This window comes from Fictibacillus sp. FJAT-27399 (genome assembly GCF_001510655.1).
GTDB lineage: Bacteria > Bacillota > Bacilli > Bacillales > Fictibacillaceae > Fictibacillus_C > Fictibacillus_C marinisediminis.
In genome coordinates, this window is the sequence record NZ_LMVC01000006.1 from 84814 (window position 1) to 102873 (window position 18060).

Below are 18060 nucleotides of genomic sequence, written 5' to 3' on the forward strand. Positions count from 1 at the left end.
CTTGCACCAAAAAGTAGGCGTTCACGCCGGTAAGGCTCACCGCACGCCCCGCGGAAAGCGAGCAGCCTGGAACGGAAATCAACAGCTTACAGACTTCTTGGACAGCCCCTTTTAATTTTTTACTTGGTCGATGGCGATCACAATGAAAACAGCGAGCACATGGCATCCGGCGAGTAATGCATAAAAAGATCCTCTCAATCCGTCTATGAATAGGTGAACAATGGGAAAGAGAATCGTGATACATCCGAAGACCATTATAATGATACCGATTCGACTAGCCAATTTCTTTTCATTACGAGGAAAAAAAGTCTGACGGTAACCAGCAACGAATGAAGCGGTACCTGAACATTTAATCATCCATCCCACAAATAAAATGAGTACACCGATTGCAGCTACACCGAGAGATTTCAAAAGCATTCGCTTAATCCCTCCACCTTTTTTTCCATATTATAACATCGTTTCGGGGTTATGCCTTTTAGAAAAGAGGGGTTTTCGCATCTCTTAAAGAAAGGATAAAGAAAACATTCAAAATGAAGGGGAATTTACGATGAACAACGCAGCACTACGCTGTATGGAAGATCTTGTTTTCATGAGGCAGCTTCACTTATTCGACCAGCCCGATGTCATTTTATATCATCCCGGACATTTTCCGGAATTAAATGAACAGCTGCTCTCCTTTTATGAAGAAAAAGGGGCAGAGCTGATCCTGATTCCTGGGGTTTATAACTCGTTCTTGAAACAAAATGAATATAATTACTATGCTCCTCTTTTATCAAAAGCGGGAATTAGTGAGGATCGACTGATGGCCATACCAAACCGGAATGAAGCCAAAGGCGTAGAGAGTGTCATTCACTCTGCTTTCGAATTCTTAAATTCTACTCCTTATCGAAACGTTCTGTTGGCCGGAAAGTCTTTCTTCTGTCGCCGTTTTTACCTTCTATCTTCTTTGTACGCAAGTGATGATAAAGTATTAGATGTTTTGCCTCTGCAAGATAATCGAGAAATTGTCCCTGAAAAATGGACTTTGAGTGAAAAAGGAAGGGCAAGGATACTCAACGAGGTTGAACAGTTGGCCTACATAAGTAATGAGAAGCTATCAAAGCAGTTAGAGGAGATGAGCAAATGAAACGTGTAGATGTGGTTTATGTTTTATTGTGGGACGAACGAGCGGATAACATCTTAATGGTGAAGAACAGAGGGGAAAAAGGTTCCTATTATACGCTTCCCGGAGGAGCAGTAGAGGAAGGGGAAACCCTTGAACAGGGTGCTGTCCGTGAAGTGAGAGAAGAGACGGGCCTGGAGGTAGAAGTAGAGAATGTATTTGGAATATCAGAGGCCTTTTTTGAAGAAAGTAGGCATCATGTGATTTTCTTTACGTTCCTCGGTAAAATAACCGGTGGAAAGATTGGGACCCTTTGTCCTGATGAAATCGAGGAAGTTGCATGGATGGATTATATGGAAGCAGAGCCATATCTATATCTTCCGGATGGTGTAAAAGAAAGGATCAAATCCAATCATTCCATCTCCTATAGTCAGCGAGGAACCGTCAGAAGCTAAAAAAGAAGTGCAGTATCCAAGAAAATAAGGACAATTATTTGATGAAAAAGAAGCTTTCTCGAAGATGAGGGGAAGCTTTATTTTTTTTTGAGGAGCATGCTGTGTTTTTAATGTGCAGGTAACGTGTTTGAATACTGATTTTTGAGTTTACATGCGGGTTTGTATGGTTTACTGTCCACTTTGCTGAGTTTACGTGCCGTTTTTCAGAGTTTACAGTCTGCTTTTTGCGCTTTACGTGCCAGATCAAGCATGTTACATGCCAAACACATCACCCCGCCCCATGCCCCATACCAAAAAAGAGCCAGGAGAAAATTCTCCAGGCTCTTATTTCAACTTATTTTGAAACAGGAAGGACGGCGCCTTTGTATTCTTTTTCAATAAACGTTTGGATCTTTTTAGAATGAAGAACTTCAACCAGGGTTTTAATGGCTTTCTTGTCTTTGTCTCCTTGGCGGACAGTGATGATGTTGGCAAATGGAGAATCAGGCCCTTCTAGTGCGATGGAATCTTTCTTTGGATTAAGTCCTGCATCGATGGCATAGTTCGTGTTGATGACGATAGCATCTCCTTCATTGTACTGATAGGCCTTTGTAAGAAGAGCTGGCTCGATGTCAGCCTTAAATTTAAGTTTCTTTGGATTTTCAACAATGTCTTTCAGCTGTGCTTTGTACCCGACGCCTGATTTAAGCTTGATCAATCCTGCTTTTTCAAAGATAGAAAGGATTCGGCCATGCTCAGCTACTGAATTGCTCAGAATTACTTTTGCACCGTCCGGCAAATCTTTTAGTGATTTGTATTTTTTAGAGTAAACGCCCATTGGTTCAATGTGAATGGCTCCGGCGTTTTCGAATTTATAGTTTGGATTTTCTTTCAATTGCTGCTCCAGGTAAGGAATGTGCTGGAAGTAGTTAGCATCGATCTCTTTATTGGCCAGCGCTTTGTTTGGCAGAACGTAATCTTGGAATTTAACGATCTTCAGGTCAATTCCTTTTTTCTTCAGCAAAGGAACCGCTTCTTTTAGAATGACAGCGTGCGGTACATTAGAGGCACCGACAGTTAATTTTTCTATCTTTTTCCCATCGCCGCTCGTGCTAGATGATCCGCATGCCGATAATGCTGCTGCGATCAATACTCCCAGTAATAATAATCCCCATTTTTTTAATTTCATTGATTCCCCAACCCCCATTTTCATTTTTTGATAGTATTACACTGTCTTGAGAGCATGGAGTTAAACCAAAAGCCCTCAATCTCAAAAGAGACAGAGGGCTTCCGAATAAATCCGTTGACCTCTCATCTCTCAGCTTTCGCTGTTAGATTTAGCACCGTTTCCATACTTGTGATTCAGCATGAATGGTTGCCGGGCTTCATAGGGCTAATTCCCTCCACCTGCTCTTAATAAGAGTGTACTCATATCAAATTACTTCGTATTATGGCAGGGATTCAAAATAATGTCAATTCCTTTTTTTCTTACAGAGCCATTGTATAAATATATTTATGGGTGTTAGTGTCGGAGCTCTTCAAGAAAAAGCGAACCTCTCGCAATCCACTGTATCCAATTCAAAATCCACCATGTGCAGCGTTCCTTTCCTTGTTTCTGCCATCTATCATAGCGAAATTGGGGCATGTTCTCCAATTAAGTTGCCCTATTTGTAAAAAAATGCAGACAAAACATGTGGAAGAAGATATCATTACAGTATGATCTACACGGCATAAGGAGGTACGAAATATGTCATCTGAAAATAATGGGCAGCCTAAAAAGCTGAGCTATCAGGAAGCGATCAAGCAAAAGCTGGCTGAAAAAAAGCAGCAGCAGGCTAACGGAAAGCTTTCTACAAACCCGGTTAAATCAACCAAACAAATGAAAAGCCAGCAGACGAAAAAGGCCAACAACCAGCACCGTCGCACTGGCGTTTAATTTTCACTATGAAACCCTTATATGAGGGTTTTTTTGTTTACTTAGAAAGGAGTCCTCATGAATATAATAAAACCAATTTTTCACCAGCTGGAGGCAGCCAACCATTACATTCTAAAAATTTTAGAAATCATGGAAGAAAGCGACCTGGAACTTTCGCTGGGAGCGGAGAAAAGAACGTTACGGGAACTCTTAGCCCATCTAGCCGTAATCTATAAAGCGGACTTTATGATCTTGAATGGGGCCACTCAGCAGGAGATGGAGGAGTTCTATGAAAAGCATCACCCCCAGACCATTGCGGAAATAAAGGAGATGCTTCTTGATCATTTTGCTTTTTTAAAAGAAAAGACGGCGTGTTTTTCGAATGAAGATTGGTCTGTTGTTACAACCTCGTGGTGGGGAGTGTCCTATTCAAGATATGAATGGATGCTGGAAATTCTCGGACATGTCTATCACCATAGAGGTCAGCTGCAGACGGTACTCGCCATAAATAGCAGAGACCCGAAAATTCAACTGTTTGAATAACATCAATCTTTAATTCGCCTGGAAAGATAATCTCACCATTCCATTTTCAATAACATATCATAAGGTAGCGGTGTATGAGGACGAGCATTTCTTCTTGCATTGACTACCCTTTTTAAGTTGGCGGTTTTATGAAATTGAAAACGAGTACGAAAAAAGATTACCGCTGGCCGTCTGATGTTGCGATCGTCATCATCGGAGTCCTATTTAAACTTTTATCCAATATGGTGACAATCGGCCCGAACTGGCCGGTCATTGTCATTGCTTTTATCCTTTATATTCCTTTGCTTTACGCAGTTAGTTCTGAACATGATCTATGGTCGAGGAAATTTGCGATTCTTCGGGTTTTAGTTCTTACTTTTGCCTTGATGAGCAGCATGGTGGACTTGGTGTATTCTTTATTTTTTGGCATGCCGAGTGCCAGTGAATTATTTCAAAGTGCTGGTCTATTGTGGGCAGCGAACGTGCTGATTTTTGCGATCTGGTATTGGGAGATCGACAGAGGGGGGCCAATCCGGAGAAATTCAAAAAATCCAGGGAAGCCTGAATTTGGTTTTCCTCAGATGATGTCCTCTCTGCCAGAGTGGGAAGGGTGGAAGCCTAATTTCCTAGATTACTTATTTGTAGCCTTTAACACAAGTGTTGCTTTCAGTCCGGCGGATACGGCTGTATTTTCCCGGCGGGCGAAACTCCTGATGATGACACAATCGGTGATCTCACTTGTTGCGCTCGTTGTACTGGCGGCACGGGCAATTAATATCGTGTAAGGGATGGTGAATGCCATCCTTTTTTAAGTTTATAAAATGTTAAATTTTTCTTCACAGTTCCTCAACAATACTTATTTATCGTAGGAGGTAAGCGATAACGACATCCTTAAGGAGGAATTCCAATGTTACAAAATATCGGTATACCCGGCTTGGTTATCATGTTAGTGATCGCGTTAATTATCTTCGGGCCTTCTAAACTTCCTGAGATTGGACGGGCATTTGGCAGCACACTCAGAGAATTTAAAAACTCTGCCAAAGATTTGATGAGTTCGGATGAAAAGGAAGAGAGAGCAGAACAGAAATAATAGAAGAAGGGGGTGGCCATTCGTCATCTCCTTCCTCTTATTTAGCAGAGGTGAAAAATTATGAAGGATGTAGAAATGCTCCTAGTGGATCATCTAAGCGAGCTTCGAAAACGGCTGATCATTACCTTGGTTACATTTGCTCTATTTTTCATCGTTTCCTTTATTTATGTTCAGGACATCTATCACTGGCTAATCAGGGATTTGGACGAGAAGCTTGCGGTTCTTGGGCCAAGTGATATTCTGTGGGTGTATTTTATGATATCGGGCATCATCTCCATCGCACTGACGATTCCGGTGGCGGCTCACCAGATCTGGATGTTTGTGAAACCGGCACTCTCTAAACACGAAGCCAAAACGGCATTGTCCTACATACCGGCTTTATTTCTGCTGTTTATCACCGGTCTTGCCTTTGGCTATTTTGTTGTTTACCCGATGGTGCTGGATTTCCTGCTCTCGCTTTCAGATGGACAGTTTCAGACCTTCTTTACATCAGAAAAATATTTCAGGTTTATGATGAATCTCACGCTGCCGTTTGGCTTTTTGTTCGAGATTCCTCTCGTCATCATGTTTCTGACATCTATCGGCCTCGTAAATCCAAAACTTCTATCAAAAGCACGGAGAATCGCTTATTTTGTTTTAGTACTGATTGCGATTGTTATTACGCCGCCAGATTTCATGTCCGATTTTCTTGTCACAATTCCACTTTTGGTTCTGTATGAGTTCAGCATCACGTTATCCAAGATTGTTTACCGTAAAAAGCTGGCTAAGCAGGAGGATAATGTTGTGGAGCTGAGGAAGCCTTCGTGAGTTTGAAGGAATACGCGCCGATTGGGCTGAAATACGCGCGAATCTTCTCGTTTTACGATCCAATCTCCCCAAAATACGATCCAATCTCACACAAATACGCGCCAATCAAAAAAGAGTGCTCCCCTCACTCTTTTTTAAACTTCCAATTGTTAGGATTTTTTAAAGCGAATGTTAAAATTCACCTGGGCGAAAGTCCTTATCGTTTGTTGAGGGTTGACTGAATTTGCCCCTTCACGCATTGAAATATGTTGAAAAAAGATACAGGGGATGATAAAAGTCCTGAGAAGAAGGGCCTTCTCCTTTTATTCTCTTAAACTCCGGCCTTTACATATCTTTACGGTAGATTCACAAACAGGTTTTATACTGAGCCTCGTACGCTACTATTTCAATGAGAGGGGAATCAGCATGGCAGATGAGAGGCATATGGAGGATTGGATTAAGGAACTAACCGATAAGAGTAATGAGGACAAGAGGTTTGATCGTCGAAGCTTTCTAAAAGGAACCGGAAAGATCGCGGGATTATCTCTTGGTATGGTGTTGGCTCAGTCCATAGGAGGCTTTGAGGTTAACGCGGCTCCAAAGTTTCATAGCTACCCTTTTACCCTTGGTGTTGCGTCTGGTGATCCACTTTCCGATGGCGTCGTGCTGTGGACACGTCTTGCCCCAGATCCGCTGAATGGGGGCGGGGTGCCTGCACAAGCTGTTCCGGTAAAATGGGAGATTGCCAGAGATGAACGTTTTCGCAACATCGTTCAGCAGGGAACAGAGTTGGCAAGGCCTGACCTCGCGCATTCCGTGCATGTTGAAGTGAGCGGGTTAAAACCTAACGAAGTCTATTATTATCGTTTTAAAAGCGGTTATGAACTGAGTCCGATCGGCAGAACGAAAACCTTGCCGGCGGCTGAATCAGCCGTGAAAGAATTAAAGTTTGCCTTTGCCTCCTGCCAGCAGTATGAACACGGATTCTATACGGCCTATAAGCATATGGCTGAAGAGGATCTGGATCTTGTGTTCCATCTGGGTGATTATATTTACGAATATGGCCCGAACGAGTATATCGCGGCAACCGGAAATGTCCGTACGCACAGCAGTGCAGAGGTCATGTCGCTGGATGATTACCGCAACCGTCATGCCCAGTATCGTTCTGATGCGAACCTGAAGGCTGCGCATGCTGCTTTCCCATGGGTTGTCACCTGGGATGACCATGAAGTTGAAAACAACTATGCGGACAAGATTCCTGAAAAAGGACAATCCGTTGAAGCTTTCATCATTCGCCGGGCTGCCGCTTACCAAGCGTATTATGAACATATGCCGCTTCGTAAAACATCGCTGCCAAACGGGCCGGACATGCGTTTATACCGAAATTTCACATACGGAAACCTCGCTTCGTTCAATGTACTCGACACGCGCCAGTACCGGTCGGATCAAGCCAACGGAGACGGAAACAAACCACAGTCTCCTGAATCACTGGATCCTCGCCGTACTCTTATGGGGAAGGAACAGGAAAGCTGGCTCTTTAACAATCTGAGTACTTCCAAGGCTCACTGGAATGTACTGGCTCAGCAGATTTTCTTTGCTCAATGGAATTTTGGGACAAGCGCTGCCCCTGTCTACAGCATGGATTCCTGGGATGGCTATCCGGCACAGCGCCAGCGGGTTTTAGACTTTGTAAAAAGTAAAAACATGAACAATATGATTGTATTAACAGGGGATGTTCACGCGAGCTGGGCTTCCAACCTGCTGATGGATTTTGATAATCCGAAGTCAACAATCTTCGGTGCTGAATTTGTTGGAACTTCCATCACTTCCGGTGGAAATGGCGCCGATAAGCGAAAAGATACCGATCATATTTTGGAACAAAATTCGCATATCAAATTTTTTAATGACTACCGCGGCTATGTCCGCTGTAAGGTGACACCTGAACAATGGCAGTCTGACTATCGTGTTGTCCCTTTCGTAACAGAGCCAGGTGCCGCAGTATCTACACGAGCGTCCTATGTGTACCAAAAAGATCAGCTGGGGCTGAAGCGGGTATCAGCTTCCATTGTCCCACAGGGGCTAAAGATTTCAGAACAGGTAGAGGACGACCGCTTTACGGCTCATACGCATGCGCATAACAAGCAGATGGGTCAAATAAAGGAGAAAGTAAAACAGTAAATGGGCTCAGAAACACAAAAGCGTAAAGCTGCTTTTGTGTTTTTTTTGAATAGTTATTCGAAATATATTGAATAAATAGTTCGTTAAATTTAGAATATATAGTAAGAAACTATAAAAGGAGGATGGAAAGTCTTGAAACACCTTTTATCCGTACAGCCCGCAGAAAAAGTCCAAGTGGCACTAGAATCTTCATCTGTATGGGAAGTCATACTTGGTATTGCCGGTTATACCTACGCACAATTAAGGCATTCCTTTGATTTGGACGAGCAATGGAAAGGTTGGAAAGGGGAAATGAACAGTACGCTTATTGAGCATCTGAAACAAATCCAAGAAACGAACTTGTGGTACGGAATGCTCCTGCTTCAAAACCGTTGGAACGCGAACACCCTTCAAGAATTTTCGAATCAACTGCAGAACATGACAGAGGAAGAATTTTATGAAATGCTCCTGCCCTATAAAAACCGGGAAGCCGAAGCAACTCGAAAGGAGACCGCCCTAAACTTTGGCCATAAGAACTGTTTTACAGAATATGCTGCGTACTTTGAAGCGCACGATTACTTGGAAGGCTATGTTCGATTGCTGGGAGAGCGGCCACGCGTTGAGTTAAGTTCGCTGATGTTATCCGCGATGGAAGAGTGGCATGGCTTTATAAGTGCAAAGCCAGCTTGGGAAAAATGGATGCAGGCACTTGCCCATGAAACAAGACAAATTGTGAAATATGAAGAGCCATTGGAAGAGATTGAACGAATTACAGGCGGCGTTAAGTATATTCCTGAACCATCAGTGTGGTACATAAAGCTTGTTCCCCATGTTTCTTACCGGCCATGGGTTCTGCAATTACGGACACCTGACACCATGCTTTTCTTTTATCCGGTAAACGAAGAATATTTAACCGAGCCAGGGGTTCCGTCCATAGAGCTGATCCGGGGGCATAAAGCGCTCGGAGACGAGTTTCGATTAAAACTTCTTTTTCTGCTTCAAAAAGGTCCATTATCACTGCAGGAATTGAGCGGACAGTTTCACATGTCAAAAACGACACTTCACCATCAGCTTTCCCTTTTAAAAGCCGCGAAGTTCGTTAGTGTTGATAAAGGGATCTATTCGGCAAATGTGAAACAGATCCAGTCTTTTTCGGAAAGATTAATCCAGTACTTGGGAAAAGAAGAATGAAAAGCTACTCGAGGTCGTTTAAAGCACTTTGGACCGGAGAGATGGTATCTGAATTTGGAGGAGCAGCAGGGGGCATTGTCAACGGATTGCTTCTGTATGAACTGACCGGCTCAAAAGAATGGATGGGAGCATTGTGGCTTGTTTACTTTCTACCTTCTCTAGTGCTGCAGGGAATCAGTGCTCCTTTTTTAAATCACGTAATAAAAGAAAAAGTGCTCCGAAACATTCAGCTCATCCGCATGGGTGCATACTTGCTGCCGCTGATCGGATCACTGCTCCATTCGCATGCGGGGACCATTTTAGGACTTGCCATTCTGCAATGCTGCTTAGGATTGCTGCAGCCGATCTATGCCAGTCTGTCGTTTTCTCTTTTGCCTGAAATCTGCAAAAAAGAGGAGCTGGCAGAAGCGAATGGATTGCTTGATGGAACGATACGGCTAATGAGTTTTCTTGCGCCTGGCGTAACTTCATTATTGCTGCTGATCAGTCCTGTGCCTCTTATTTACGCACTGTCTTCTTTCTTGTTTCTCGTTAGCTATTATGCCCTTTCACGAATACCGCCGCTTGAACCGAAAAGAGCAGCGGTGTGGACTAAACGATTTTGGTGGTCAGAGATGAAGCAGGGGTATCAGTACTTTTTTCAGTATCCATATCTCTTGAGGCTGACCCTTCTTTCATCAAGTGTCCAATTTGCTGTAGGAGCTGCCATGGTCCTGAGTGTTCCTCTGATTCGGAGTGAACTCAATGGAGAGAGGTGGGAGTATGCTGTTTTTTCAGGAGCTTTTCCGATCGGCTATGCGCTGGGGACCGTCCTAATAAAGCGAATTCCAAAATCGCCATGGACGATGTATTTTGGACTCGTAGCTGGAGGGATTTCCTTCCTTCTTCTTTTCGTGGTGACGTCGATTCCAGGGGCATGGATGTGCGAGTTGTTTGGTGGGATGGTATTCCCGCTGTTCAACGCTCAAAGCGCTGCTAATTTCCAGAAGGAAGCTCCCCGAGAGCGATTGGCCCAGTTAAGTGCCGTCCGCTTGCTGTTCATGAGAGCCACGATGCCTTTGGGGATCTTATTTGCTTCTTCAGCATTCATTCAACTCTCCATACGCCAGACCTTTGGTGTGATCGGAACGGTTATTGTCTTGCCCGGTTTATTTTTTCTGATCAAGGAAAGTGGAAGGATACATTCTTTAAATAAACAAAAGGGGCTGTCCTGAAAGTCGAAAATTGACCTTCAGGCAGCTCCTTTGACGTGAAAAATCTTCAATGAAAAGTTGATTGGAGTGCAAGGTGCGAGACTCCTGCGGGACTAGCGTGACAGGTGAGACTCCCGCAGGCGCTTGCGCCAAAAAGTAGGCGTTCACGCCGGTAAGGCTCACCGCACGCCACGCGGAAAGCGAGCAGCCTGGAGCGGAGATCAACAGCTACCAGACTTCTTGGACAGCCCCATTTATTGCTCTGGCAGCGGATCCTCCACATATTTACCATAATCGGGAATGGCAATCTTATCAAAATCTCGTGCTAATCTTGTGAGATTTTGTGAGAGCCATTCTCCTTTAACCGGGCGCCCATGTCCTGTAACCGCCATTGCGGGGTGCAACGACTCCAGTTTTTTTACCGATTGCCAGGCAGTCATCCAGTCGGGGGTAAAATAGCGGGGTGGTCCGCTGATCTCCAGTTCCTGTATGATGACGCTGTATAGATCCTCTTGTTTTACGGTGATAAAAGCATCCCCGGCGATCAAGGCCTTGTCAGAATCCCGAAACAAGGAAATATGGCCGTCAGTATGTCCAGGTGTATGAACCCAGCGCCAACCCGGCATTTCGGGAACAGTTCCATCTTCAGGGAGAGCGGTTACTCGTTGATCCAGATCAATCGATTCGTGCGGGAAAAGAAAGGACATTTTTGCCACCATACCTCCTTCCACAGAAGGATCTGGCTCTTGATAATCTTTCTTCCCAGTGACATAAGGCAGCTCAAGCCGGTGGGCATAGACAGGGACATCCCACTTTTTCAAAAGGCCAATGATGCCGCCGATATGATCAAAATGGGCATGCGTGAGAATGATGGCTTTCGGCCGTGAACCTTTTCCGAAGCGCTCTTCAGCCTCATAGATGATCTTTTCGGCCGAATCAGGCATACCGGCATCGACCAGTACCCAATCTTGCCCGTTTTCAGGCTTTCCGATAAAACAAAGATTAACGATCTGGTTGGTATAGCTGTAAATATCGGGTGCGAGTTCTATTCCTTCACCAGAAGTGACCGAGCTGACTGGAATGTATTTATTCGTAGAAGCACTGCCCTCCACATGATCCATACTGAAGACCCTCCGTTCCATTTTTTCTCTACTCGTATAGGGTTTTCAATACGGTATAATTTATGCGGGAATCCCTTATTGTCAAGAGCATGAAAGTGGAAAAAACAGCAGAATAAATGCTACCTTTGAAGAGGGAACAGGAGGACTGAACATGAATAAGTTAAAAGGACGGATACTGATTATGACATCCGTACAGGCGGAAAAAGAAGCCGTTCTTCGCGGATGGCATGATCCCCGAGTGGATGTTGTACTGGCAGGTGTCGGACCTGTGGCATCAGCCATCAATACGATGAAGGCATTAAACGCCAATACATATGATCTTGTCATTAATGCAGGAATTGCCGGTGGTTTTGCCAATAGAGCTGACATTGGTTCACTGGTGATCGCAAATGAAATTGTCTGTGCCGATTTAGGTGCTGAATCTCTCGATGGCTTCCTCAGTCTGGACGAGCTGGGATTTGGTTCTTCAACAAGAGTTGGAGTGGATGAAAGCATCGTTTTGGCAATATCTTCTGCACTGTCAAAAGCTGGACTAATCGCACAAACAGCACCGATTCTCACTCTTTCAAAGGTGACAGGCACCGCAGAAAGTACTGAAGAATTAATGGAACGGGAACCGGAAGCTGCAGCTGAAGCGATGGAAGGATACGGTGTGGCATTGGCATCACAGGAGTACAATCTGCCGGTGCTTGAAATCCGGGCGATCTCCAATACGGTAGGTCCTCGTGATCGTGAGGGATGGCGGATAAAAGATGCGCTGATATCCCTTGAATCAGCAAGTAAAGTTTTAATGGAGGTATTTAAAAATGGGTAAAATGAGCATCGCCTTTTCACCATGCCCGAATGATACGTTTGTGTTTCATGCATTGGTACATGGAATGGTGCCAGGCACCCCGGAATTTGATGTGACCTATGCCGATATTGACATTACAAACGGATTGGCTGCACGACAGGAGGGGCCAGATATACTAAAGATTTCGTATGCTGCACTTCCTTGGGTGCTTGATCATTATGATTTGATTCCCTGCGGAGGAGCACTTGGACGAGGCTGCGGCCCGCTTGTTCTTGTGAATCAAGATGGCGAAGTAAGTCCGGACATGCTGTCAGGAAAAAGGGTTGCCGTGCCGAGCGAACGTTCTACGGCTTATTTGCTGTTCCGCCTATGGGCAGCTCAAAATGTACCAGGCGGAATTGGAGAAACAGTCGTAATGCCGTTTGACCAAATCATGCCGGCTGTTAAAGAAGGTAAGATTGATGCTGGCCTCGTCATTCATGAAGCCCGTTTTACCTATCAAAATTATGGCTTGAACCTGTTGGCCGATATGGGTAACTGGTGGGAAGAGGACACTGGGCTGCCGATACCGCTCGGTGCGATTATTGCACGCAAGTCGATGGATATTGAATCAATCACGAAATGGATTCGTTCCTCAGTTGCCTATGCGTGGGAATCTCCAGAAGCGTCAAGAGAATATGTCATGCAGCATGCAAGCGAACTATCACTCGATGTAGCTCAGCAGCACATCAACCTCTATGTGAATGAATTTACCGCTGATTTAGGGGAAAAGGGCTATGAAGCGATCATTTCTTTGCTTAATCGCGCAGCCAAAGAAGGTCTTGTACCGGAAAGAGACTATTCCACACTTTTAAAAATGGAGGACTAAGTTATGAATTCACTAAACATCGATTTTCATAAAACAGCCCTCGTCATTATCGATCTTCAAAAAGGGATCGTCAAATTCCCTGGTGGACAAGAGGTAGTGGAGAAAGCTGCTGAATTGGTGAAGCTGTTCCGTCAAAAAGAGGGATTTATATCATTCGTGAACGTAGAGTTTCATGATGGAAAAGATGCATTGAAACCAGCCACTGACCAGCCTGCGTCTTCTGCTGAACGGCCTGCCGATTGGGCTGAGTTTGCACCTGAACTTGGTGTTACGGACAATGATTACGTCGTCACGAAACGCCAATGGGGAGCTTTTTTCGGTACGGATCTTGATCTTCAGCTCAGACGCCGCGGAATTGACACCATTGTGCTCTGCGGGATTGCCACCAACATCGGTGTTGAAAGTACGGCGAGAGAAGCCTTCCAGTTTGGATACAACCAGGTTTTCATAACGGACGCGATGGTTGCGCTCAGCCAGGAAGAGCATGACGCATCCTGCCGCTTTATTTTTCCGAAAATCGGTAAGGTAAGGACGCTGGAGGAATTTTTGAAACACATTCACGTGAACTGAAAAGAAGGAAGGATTTCGGTCCTTCCTTCTTTTTTAATGGCTGTTTTCGTAACCTTTGTTGCTAATTGAATATAAAGGGTTGTGTAATTATATATTAAAAGATAACATGGAAAAAATTGAAAGGAGGTATAAAAATGACTTGGCTATTGGTCTTAATTTTAGGAATAATAGCGTTTGCTTTGTTTTTAGACTGGAGACGCAAAAAAAACAACAACAATTCTCGACCTCCAATAAACCCTGGTGCTAAGCCAGGAGAAAGCACTAATTATATGATGGGAGATAATAAATATACTGACGGTGGTGGTTCATAGAAAAGCAACAGAGCGTTTTTACCCTGAAAGGTTAGCTCCCTTTTGCAGATGTCATGAGAATGATCCAGGTAGTCTATTATTTTTTCTTTATTTTCATTGAGGCTGCTCGATGTTGGAATAACAGGCTGCTTCTTCTTGCGCAACCCTTCAGTAGCCGTTTGTGAGGACAGCTTTTTTGATTTTTTCCAAAATGACGCCATTTGCTTATCACCCCAGGTAAGATGCTGCTCTTAGTATGAGACGAGGAAAGAAAAATATGTAATAGATGAAGCTCAAGATGAAAGGTAACGATCGTTCAAGAATAAGACCTGTACGTGATGAATATCCATACTGTATAACGAGAGAGAGAGAGAATCTATGGACCGGGAAGGAACGACCAATCCGGGTGATATTGCCCTGAAAGAAGGCTATCGAATCGAAGCGGCAGTAAAAGGGTTTCAGCATCCAATCAGTTTATTATTTACGGCAAGTGGAAGGCTTATTGTCGGGGAAGCAGGTGTGGCAACAGGTTATGGCAGAGTGATAGAAGTAACTAGACAGGGAGATAAGGTCATGCAGAGGGATTTGAACCTCCGCTTACTGGCATCAATCAATATGGAAGCAAAATCTATGTTTCGCATAGAGGGAAAATTACGGCCGTTACGATAGATGGAGAAAAAGAGGATATCCTGACTGGCTTGCCAAGCCACGGAGATCATCACAATAATAAAGTGGTTTTTGGAAGAGACGATAAAATGTATTTTGGGCAAGGAACGGCTACCAATTCAGGAGTAGTCGGGAAAGACTCAGGATGGTTGAAGGTGTTCAGGTATTTTCATGATTATCCGGGCCAGGATATTACGTTGAACGGACAAAACTTTAAAGTTTAGATCATAGCCGTCTCCTCACATATTTTTTTAGAATAAACCATGTGATTTCCAGCCAGGCCAAACTATATCCCCACGTGAAAAGCAATAGGTACAGCCAAAGATAAAAGTTGCCGGTACTGTGGAATGCGGGCCCGAATAGAGGAAATTGAAATCCGATCAGCATGATGCAAATTCCAGAAATAAGACAAATGGAACCAGTGGTTACAATCAAAATACGTCTTTTAAAAAAAGTAAAGCCATGGCCCAATCCCAATCCAAGCAAACCGGTTGTAAAAATAAAAATCAATAATTCACTAGGCTGCACAATAACAAGGAGCAGACATGTTAAAACGAAGGAGTAAAACCCAAGAAGCGGAGAGATGATGGTGATCAAAACAACAGGAAGAGTGGAAAGGGGACTGATGATGAGTCCGATCATCGGCAGAGTACCTCCAGCAGATTGCAGGAGTGCAGTCACTGCAGAAGCAATGGAAGTCATTACGAGTAATGCAGTTTTAGAAAAGCGGTTCTGAACAGAGTATGCTGCCATTTCAACAAGGCGATCCATTCTTTTAAAAAGATACATAGAAGCCTCCTGCCATTCATTTTTTTACGTGACTATATCAATATAGTCCTGAACGTAAGGGGCATTCCTATTTTTACCTATTTTTATATGAAGGTTTACCGTAAACGGGCACTTCAAATGAGGATGTTATGAATAACCACGATGGAGGATGGAAAGAGCCGGGGATTTCAACGCTCCAGGCTCTTCATCATTCAAGTTGATTTATATCATTTCTTCTGTTTCTATATCTGGTTCTTCGTCGCTTTTGTTAAATTCCGGTCCGCCGTATTGCTCGTTGATCTCTTTAGCTAGTTGCTCCAGGAACTCATCTGAGAATAAGTGCCCTTCTTTTTTAGACATTTTAAATCCTCCTTTTTTTCGGGAAGTTCAAAATTTCTTTGTATATTAAATATTACCCACATCTTTAAAATTACCTTTAAGTAAAGTTTTTAATCTTTGTATTTACATTTTTTTAAGAGAGGAGTATTATTATCTAAGTTTCAAATTCTTAAATCGCTTAAACCAATTGGTGCGGGGGAACCATAATGGGCTTTTTTAAAAAGTCCTGGGGGTGAATCCTTAAGCAGGTAGGGCTACTCAATGGCCCGAATCCGACAGCTAACCTCGTAAGCGTTAATGAGAAGGAAATGAAGCTTGTGAGACTGGTAAACAAACGTCCGCAGGTCTATTAAAATTGGCTTGGGGGCTTTTTTCATGTGCATCTATACACAAATTTTTTATCGGCGGAGGAAAAAACAGTGTTTTCTTATTTAAAGAGACTATTAATCGGAAGACCGCTCAAATCAAATGAGCTGGGGGAGCAGAAGCTTAACAAAACAAAAGCTTTAGCCATTCTTTCCTCAGATGCGTTATCATCTGTTGCGTATGGACCGGAGCAGATCTTGATCGTCTTAGTTACGGTTGGTGCTGCGGCTTTCTGGTATTCCATTCCCATTGCGGTTGGTGTACTTATTCTTTTAACTGCACTTATTTTATCCTATCGGCAGATCATCTTTGCCTATCCACATGGCGGTGGGGCTTATGTTGTTTCAAGAGATAATTTAGGAGTGAATCCTGGATTAATCGCAGGCGGCTCGCTGCTGGTTGATTATATTTTAACCGTGGCAGTTAGTGTGTCAGCGGGTACAGATGCTATTACGTCTGCTTTCCCGGCGCTGCATTCTTATACTGTACCGATTGCGATTGTGTTTGTTTTGTTCCTTACAACTTTAAATTTACGCGGGGTAACAGAATCTGCTTCAATTTTAGCTTATCCCGTTTATCTGTTTGTCCTAGCTTTATTTATCTTGATAGGTGTTGGATTGTATCAAATTTCAACGGGCCAGGTGCCTGCTGACTTACATACGTCTGTTGGAACACCAGTTGCCGGAATCAGTCTGTTTTTATTGCTGAAGGCCTTTGCTTCAGGCAGCTCAGCGTTAACAGGTGTAGAAGCCATTTCTAATGCTATACCGAATTTCAAGGATCCTGCCCCCAACAACGCGTCAAAGACGTTGATGGCCATGGGCGGATTATTGGCTTTACTATTTTCAGGAATTGTTTATTTGGCTTATTATTATGGAATTACTCCAAGTGTAAAGGAGACAGTGGTTTCTCAAATTGCCGACCATACATTTGGAAGAAACTATATGTATTATTTTATTCAGGGAACAACAGCATTAATTCTAATTTTGGCTGCAAACACAGGATATTCCGCTTTCCCGTTGCTCGCAGTTAACCTTGCAAAAGATAAATTTATCATGCGGATGTTTACCATTAGGGGTGACAGGCTTGGTTACTCAAATGGAATCATTACATTGGGAGTCAGCGCGATTATCCTGATCATCCTGTTTAAAGGACAGACAGAACATCTTATTCCGCTTTATGCCGTCGGGGTGTTTATCCCCTTCACCTTGTCTCAGTCAGGCATGATCGTGAAATGGATCAGGGAAAAACCAAAGGGATGGGTATCAAAGCTTATTATCAATGCAACCGGAGCTCTCATCAGTTTAACGGTAACCCTGATGTTCTTCTTTACTAAATTTCCACAGGTGTGGCCGGTATTAATCTTCTTGCCGATCATCGTCATCATCTTTCATAAGATCAAAACACATTATGAATTAGTAGGGGAACAATTAAGAATTAAACCGGATCAGCAGCCGAAGACGATTGAAGGCAACGTCATTATCGTACCTGTAGCAGGAATTACACAAGTTGTTGAAAACTCCATCAATTTTGCTACCTCACTTACAGATCAGGTCATAGCGGTATATGTTGCATTTGAGCGTGAGGACGAAAGAATATTCGAAGAAAAATGGAAGAAATGGCAGCCGAATGTGCGCCTCGTTACGCTGCATTCCCATTATCGAAGCATTATCCAGCCATTGACGAAATTTATTGACACGGTACAGCATAAAGCGAATGAAAATAACTATCAAGTAACCGTATTGATACCTCAGTTCATTACGAAGAAAAGCTGGCATAATATTCTTCATAACCAGTCAAGCTTACTGATTCGAGCGTATTTGCTCTTTAAACGAGATGTGGTTATTGCGACCGTGCCTTACCGTTTTAAAAAATAGTTGATGAAAAAA

General features: G+C 43.5%; 23 protein-coding genes and 2 riboswitches. Of the genes, 17 read left to right on the plus strand and 6 right to left on the minus strand.

All coding sequences use genetic code 11. The features are described 5' to 3' along the window. Nucleotides 1–111 precede the first annotated feature (111 nt). Entirely contained in the window at nucleotides 112–417 is a 306-nt protein-coding gene (locus tag AR335_RS20620) for a hypothetical protein (protein WP_053355084.1), read from the minus strand. Nucleotides 418–547: 130 nt separating this feature from the next. Here AR335_RS20620 and AR335_RS20625 point away from each other — a divergent pair, with 130 nt between their 5' ends. Both AR335_RS20625 and AR335_RS20630 read left to right on the plus strand, forming a co-directional pair. After that, a complete protein-coding gene (locus tag AR335_RS20625) occupies nucleotides 548–1126 on the plus strand; it encodes a hypothetical protein (RefSeq protein WP_062239568.1) in 579 nt (192 codons plus the stop codon). Next, nucleotides 1123–1557 carry an NUDIX hydrolase gene (locus AR335_RS20630; RefSeq protein ID WP_053355082.1) on the plus strand — a complete coding sequence of 145 codons (435 nt, stop codon included), beginning with the start codon at nucleotides 1123–1125 and terminating at the stop codon, nucleotides 1555–1557. The genes AR335_RS20625 and AR335_RS20630 overlap by 4 nt, the downstream gene beginning before the upstream one ends. A gap of 334 nt (nucleotides 1558–1891) precedes the next feature. Here AR335_RS20630 and AR335_RS20635 read toward each other — a convergent pair whose 3' ends face one another. Further along, nucleotides 1892–2725 carry a MetQ/NlpA family ABC transporter substrate-binding protein gene (locus tag AR335_RS20635; protein ID WP_062239571.1) on the minus strand — a complete coding sequence of 278 codons (834 nt, stop codon included), beginning with the start codon at nucleotides 2723–2725 and terminating at the stop codon, nucleotides 1892–1894. 119 nt (nucleotides 2726–2844) lie between these two features. Next, a riboswitch (SAM riboswitch) is annotated at nucleotides 2845–2959 on the minus strand. A gap of 324 nt (nucleotides 2960–3283) precedes the next feature. On the opposite strand from AR335_RS20635, the gene AR335_RS20640 reads away from it, so the two are divergent. The 8 genes from AR335_RS20640 (at nucleotide 3284) to AR335_RS20680 (ending at nucleotide 10411) form a co-directional block, all read left to right on the plus strand. Continuing rightward, the gene (locus tag AR335_RS20640) at nucleotides 3284–3472 is read left to right on the plus strand and encodes a hypothetical protein (protein ID WP_062239573.1); all 189 of its coding nucleotides are present in this window, start codon (nucleotides 3284–3286) and stop codon (nucleotides 3470–3472) included. A gap of 57 nt (nucleotides 3473–3529) precedes the next feature. Continuing rightward, nucleotides 3530–3994 (plus strand): DinB family protein, encoded by a 465-nt coding sequence (locus AR335_RS20645; RefSeq protein ID WP_062239576.1) that lies wholly within the window; start codon nucleotides 3530–3532, stop codon nucleotides 3992–3994. A gap of 128 nt (nucleotides 3995–4122) precedes the next feature. Next, nucleotides 4123–4758, plus strand: a complete 636-nt coding sequence (locus tag AR335_RS20650) for a hypothetical protein (RefSeq protein WP_062239578.1) — start codon at nucleotides 4123–4125, stop codon at nucleotides 4756–4758. A 122-nt stretch (nucleotides 4759–4880) separates the two neighbouring features. Then, the gene (locus AR335_RS20655; protein ID WP_062239581.1) at nucleotides 4881–5063 is read left to right on the plus strand and encodes a twin-arginine translocase TatA/TatE family subunit; all 183 of its coding nucleotides are present in this window, start codon (nucleotides 4881–4883) and stop codon (nucleotides 5061–5063) included. A gap of 60 nt (nucleotides 5064–5123) precedes the next feature. After that, the gene (gene tatC, locus AR335_RS20660) at nucleotides 5124–5870 is read left to right on the plus strand and encodes a twin-arginine translocase subunit TatC (RefSeq protein WP_062239586.1); all 747 of its coding nucleotides are present in this window, start codon (nucleotides 5124–5126) and stop codon (nucleotides 5868–5870) included. Between the two features lie 423 nt (nucleotides 5871–6293). Continuing rightward, on the plus strand, nucleotides 6294–8027 hold the full coding sequence (locus AR335_RS20670; RefSeq protein WP_369795868.1) for an alkaline phosphatase D family protein: 1734 nt from the start codon (nucleotides 6294–6296) through the stop codon (nucleotides 8025–8027). 132 nt (nucleotides 8028–8159) lie between these two features. Next, a complete protein-coding gene (locus AR335_RS20675) occupies nucleotides 8160–9197 on the plus strand; it encodes an ArsR/SmtB family transcription factor (protein ID WP_062239592.1) in 1038 nt (345 codons plus the stop codon). Continuing rightward, nucleotides 9194–10411 carry an MFS transporter gene (locus AR335_RS20680; protein ID WP_062239595.1) on the plus strand — a complete coding sequence of 406 codons (1218 nt, stop codon included), beginning with the start codon at nucleotides 9194–9196 and terminating at the stop codon, nucleotides 10409–10411. Before AR335_RS20675 ends, AR335_RS20680 begins: the two co-directional genes overlap by 4 nt. On the opposite strand, the gene AR335_RS24545 is transcribed toward AR335_RS20680, so the two are convergent. Continuing rightward, entirely contained in the window at nucleotides 10385–10615 is a 231-nt protein-coding gene (locus AR335_RS24545; RefSeq protein ID WP_156419125.1) for a hypothetical protein, read from the minus strand. The genes AR335_RS20680 and AR335_RS24545 overlap by 27 nt on opposite strands. Nucleotides 10616–10644: 29 nt before the next feature. Then, nucleotides 10645–11511, minus strand: a complete 867-nt coding sequence (locus tag AR335_RS20685; protein WP_062239598.1) for an MBL fold metallo-hydrolase — start codon at nucleotides 11509–11511, stop codon at nucleotides 10645–10647. 151 nt (nucleotides 11512–11662) lie between these two features. Between AR335_RS20685 and AR335_RS20690 the strand changes: the two genes are divergently transcribed. The 6 genes from AR335_RS20690 (at nucleotide 11663) to AR335_RS25305 (ending at nucleotide 14922) form a co-directional block, all read left to right on the plus strand. Further along, nucleotides 11663–12325 carry a futalosine hydrolase gene (locus tag AR335_RS20690; protein ID WP_062239601.1) on the plus strand — a complete coding sequence of 221 codons (663 nt, stop codon included), beginning with the start codon at nucleotides 11663–11665 and terminating at the stop codon, nucleotides 12323–12325. A gap of 1 nt (nucleotide 12326) precedes the next feature. After that, nucleotides 12327–13172, plus strand: a complete 846-nt coding sequence (locus AR335_RS20695; protein WP_062239810.1) for a 1,4-dihydroxy-6-naphthoate synthase — start codon at nucleotides 12327–12329, stop codon at nucleotides 13170–13172. Nucleotides 13173–13175: 3 nt separating this feature from the next. Continuing rightward, a complete protein-coding gene (locus tag AR335_RS20700) occupies nucleotides 13176–13742 on the plus strand; it encodes a hydrolase (protein WP_062239605.1) in 567 nt (188 codons plus the stop codon). Nucleotides 13743–13876: 134 nt separating this feature from the next. After that, nucleotides 13877–14053 (plus strand): hypothetical protein, encoded by a 177-nt coding sequence (locus AR335_RS24550; protein ID WP_139223430.1) that lies wholly within the window; start codon nucleotides 13877–13879, stop codon nucleotides 14051–14053. 357 nt (nucleotides 14054–14410) lie between these two features. Next, nucleotides 14411–14701, plus strand: coding sequence for a hypothetical protein (locus AR335_RS20705; RefSeq protein WP_062239607.1), 291 nt, complete (start codon nucleotides 14411–14413; stop codon nucleotides 14699–14701). 86 nt (nucleotides 14702–14787) lie between these two features. After that, complete coding sequence (locus tag AR335_RS25305) at nucleotides 14788–14922, plus strand: hypothetical protein (RefSeq protein WP_255357616.1); 135 nt, start codon at nucleotides 14788–14790, stop codon at nucleotides 14920–14922. Nucleotide 14923: 1 nt separating this feature from the next. Here AR335_RS25305 and AR335_RS20710 read toward each other — a convergent pair whose 3' ends face one another. Together AR335_RS20710 and AR335_RS24555 are read right to left on the minus strand one after the other, a co-directional pair. Next, nucleotides 14924–15487, minus strand: coding sequence for a hypothetical protein (locus AR335_RS20710; protein WP_062239609.1), 564 nt, complete (start codon nucleotides 15485–15487; stop codon nucleotides 14924–14926). Nucleotides 15488–15688: 201 nt separating this feature from the next. Then, on the minus strand, nucleotides 15689–15826 hold the full coding sequence (locus AR335_RS24555; RefSeq protein ID WP_139223431.1) for a hypothetical protein: 138 nt from the start codon (nucleotides 15824–15826) through the stop codon (nucleotides 15689–15691). Nucleotides 15827–15970: 144 nt separating this feature from the next. Further along, nucleotides 15971–16114, plus strand: a riboswitch (cyclic di-AMP (ydaO/yuaA leader). A 110-nt stretch (nucleotides 16115–16224) separates the two neighbouring features. Between AR335_RS24555 and AR335_RS20715 the strand changes: the two genes are divergently transcribed. Then, nucleotides 16225–18048, plus strand: coding sequence for an APC family permease (locus tag AR335_RS20715; RefSeq protein ID WP_053355066.1), 1824 nt, complete (start codon nucleotides 16225–16227; stop codon nucleotides 18046–18048). Nucleotides 18049–18060: the final 12 nt, after the last annotated feature.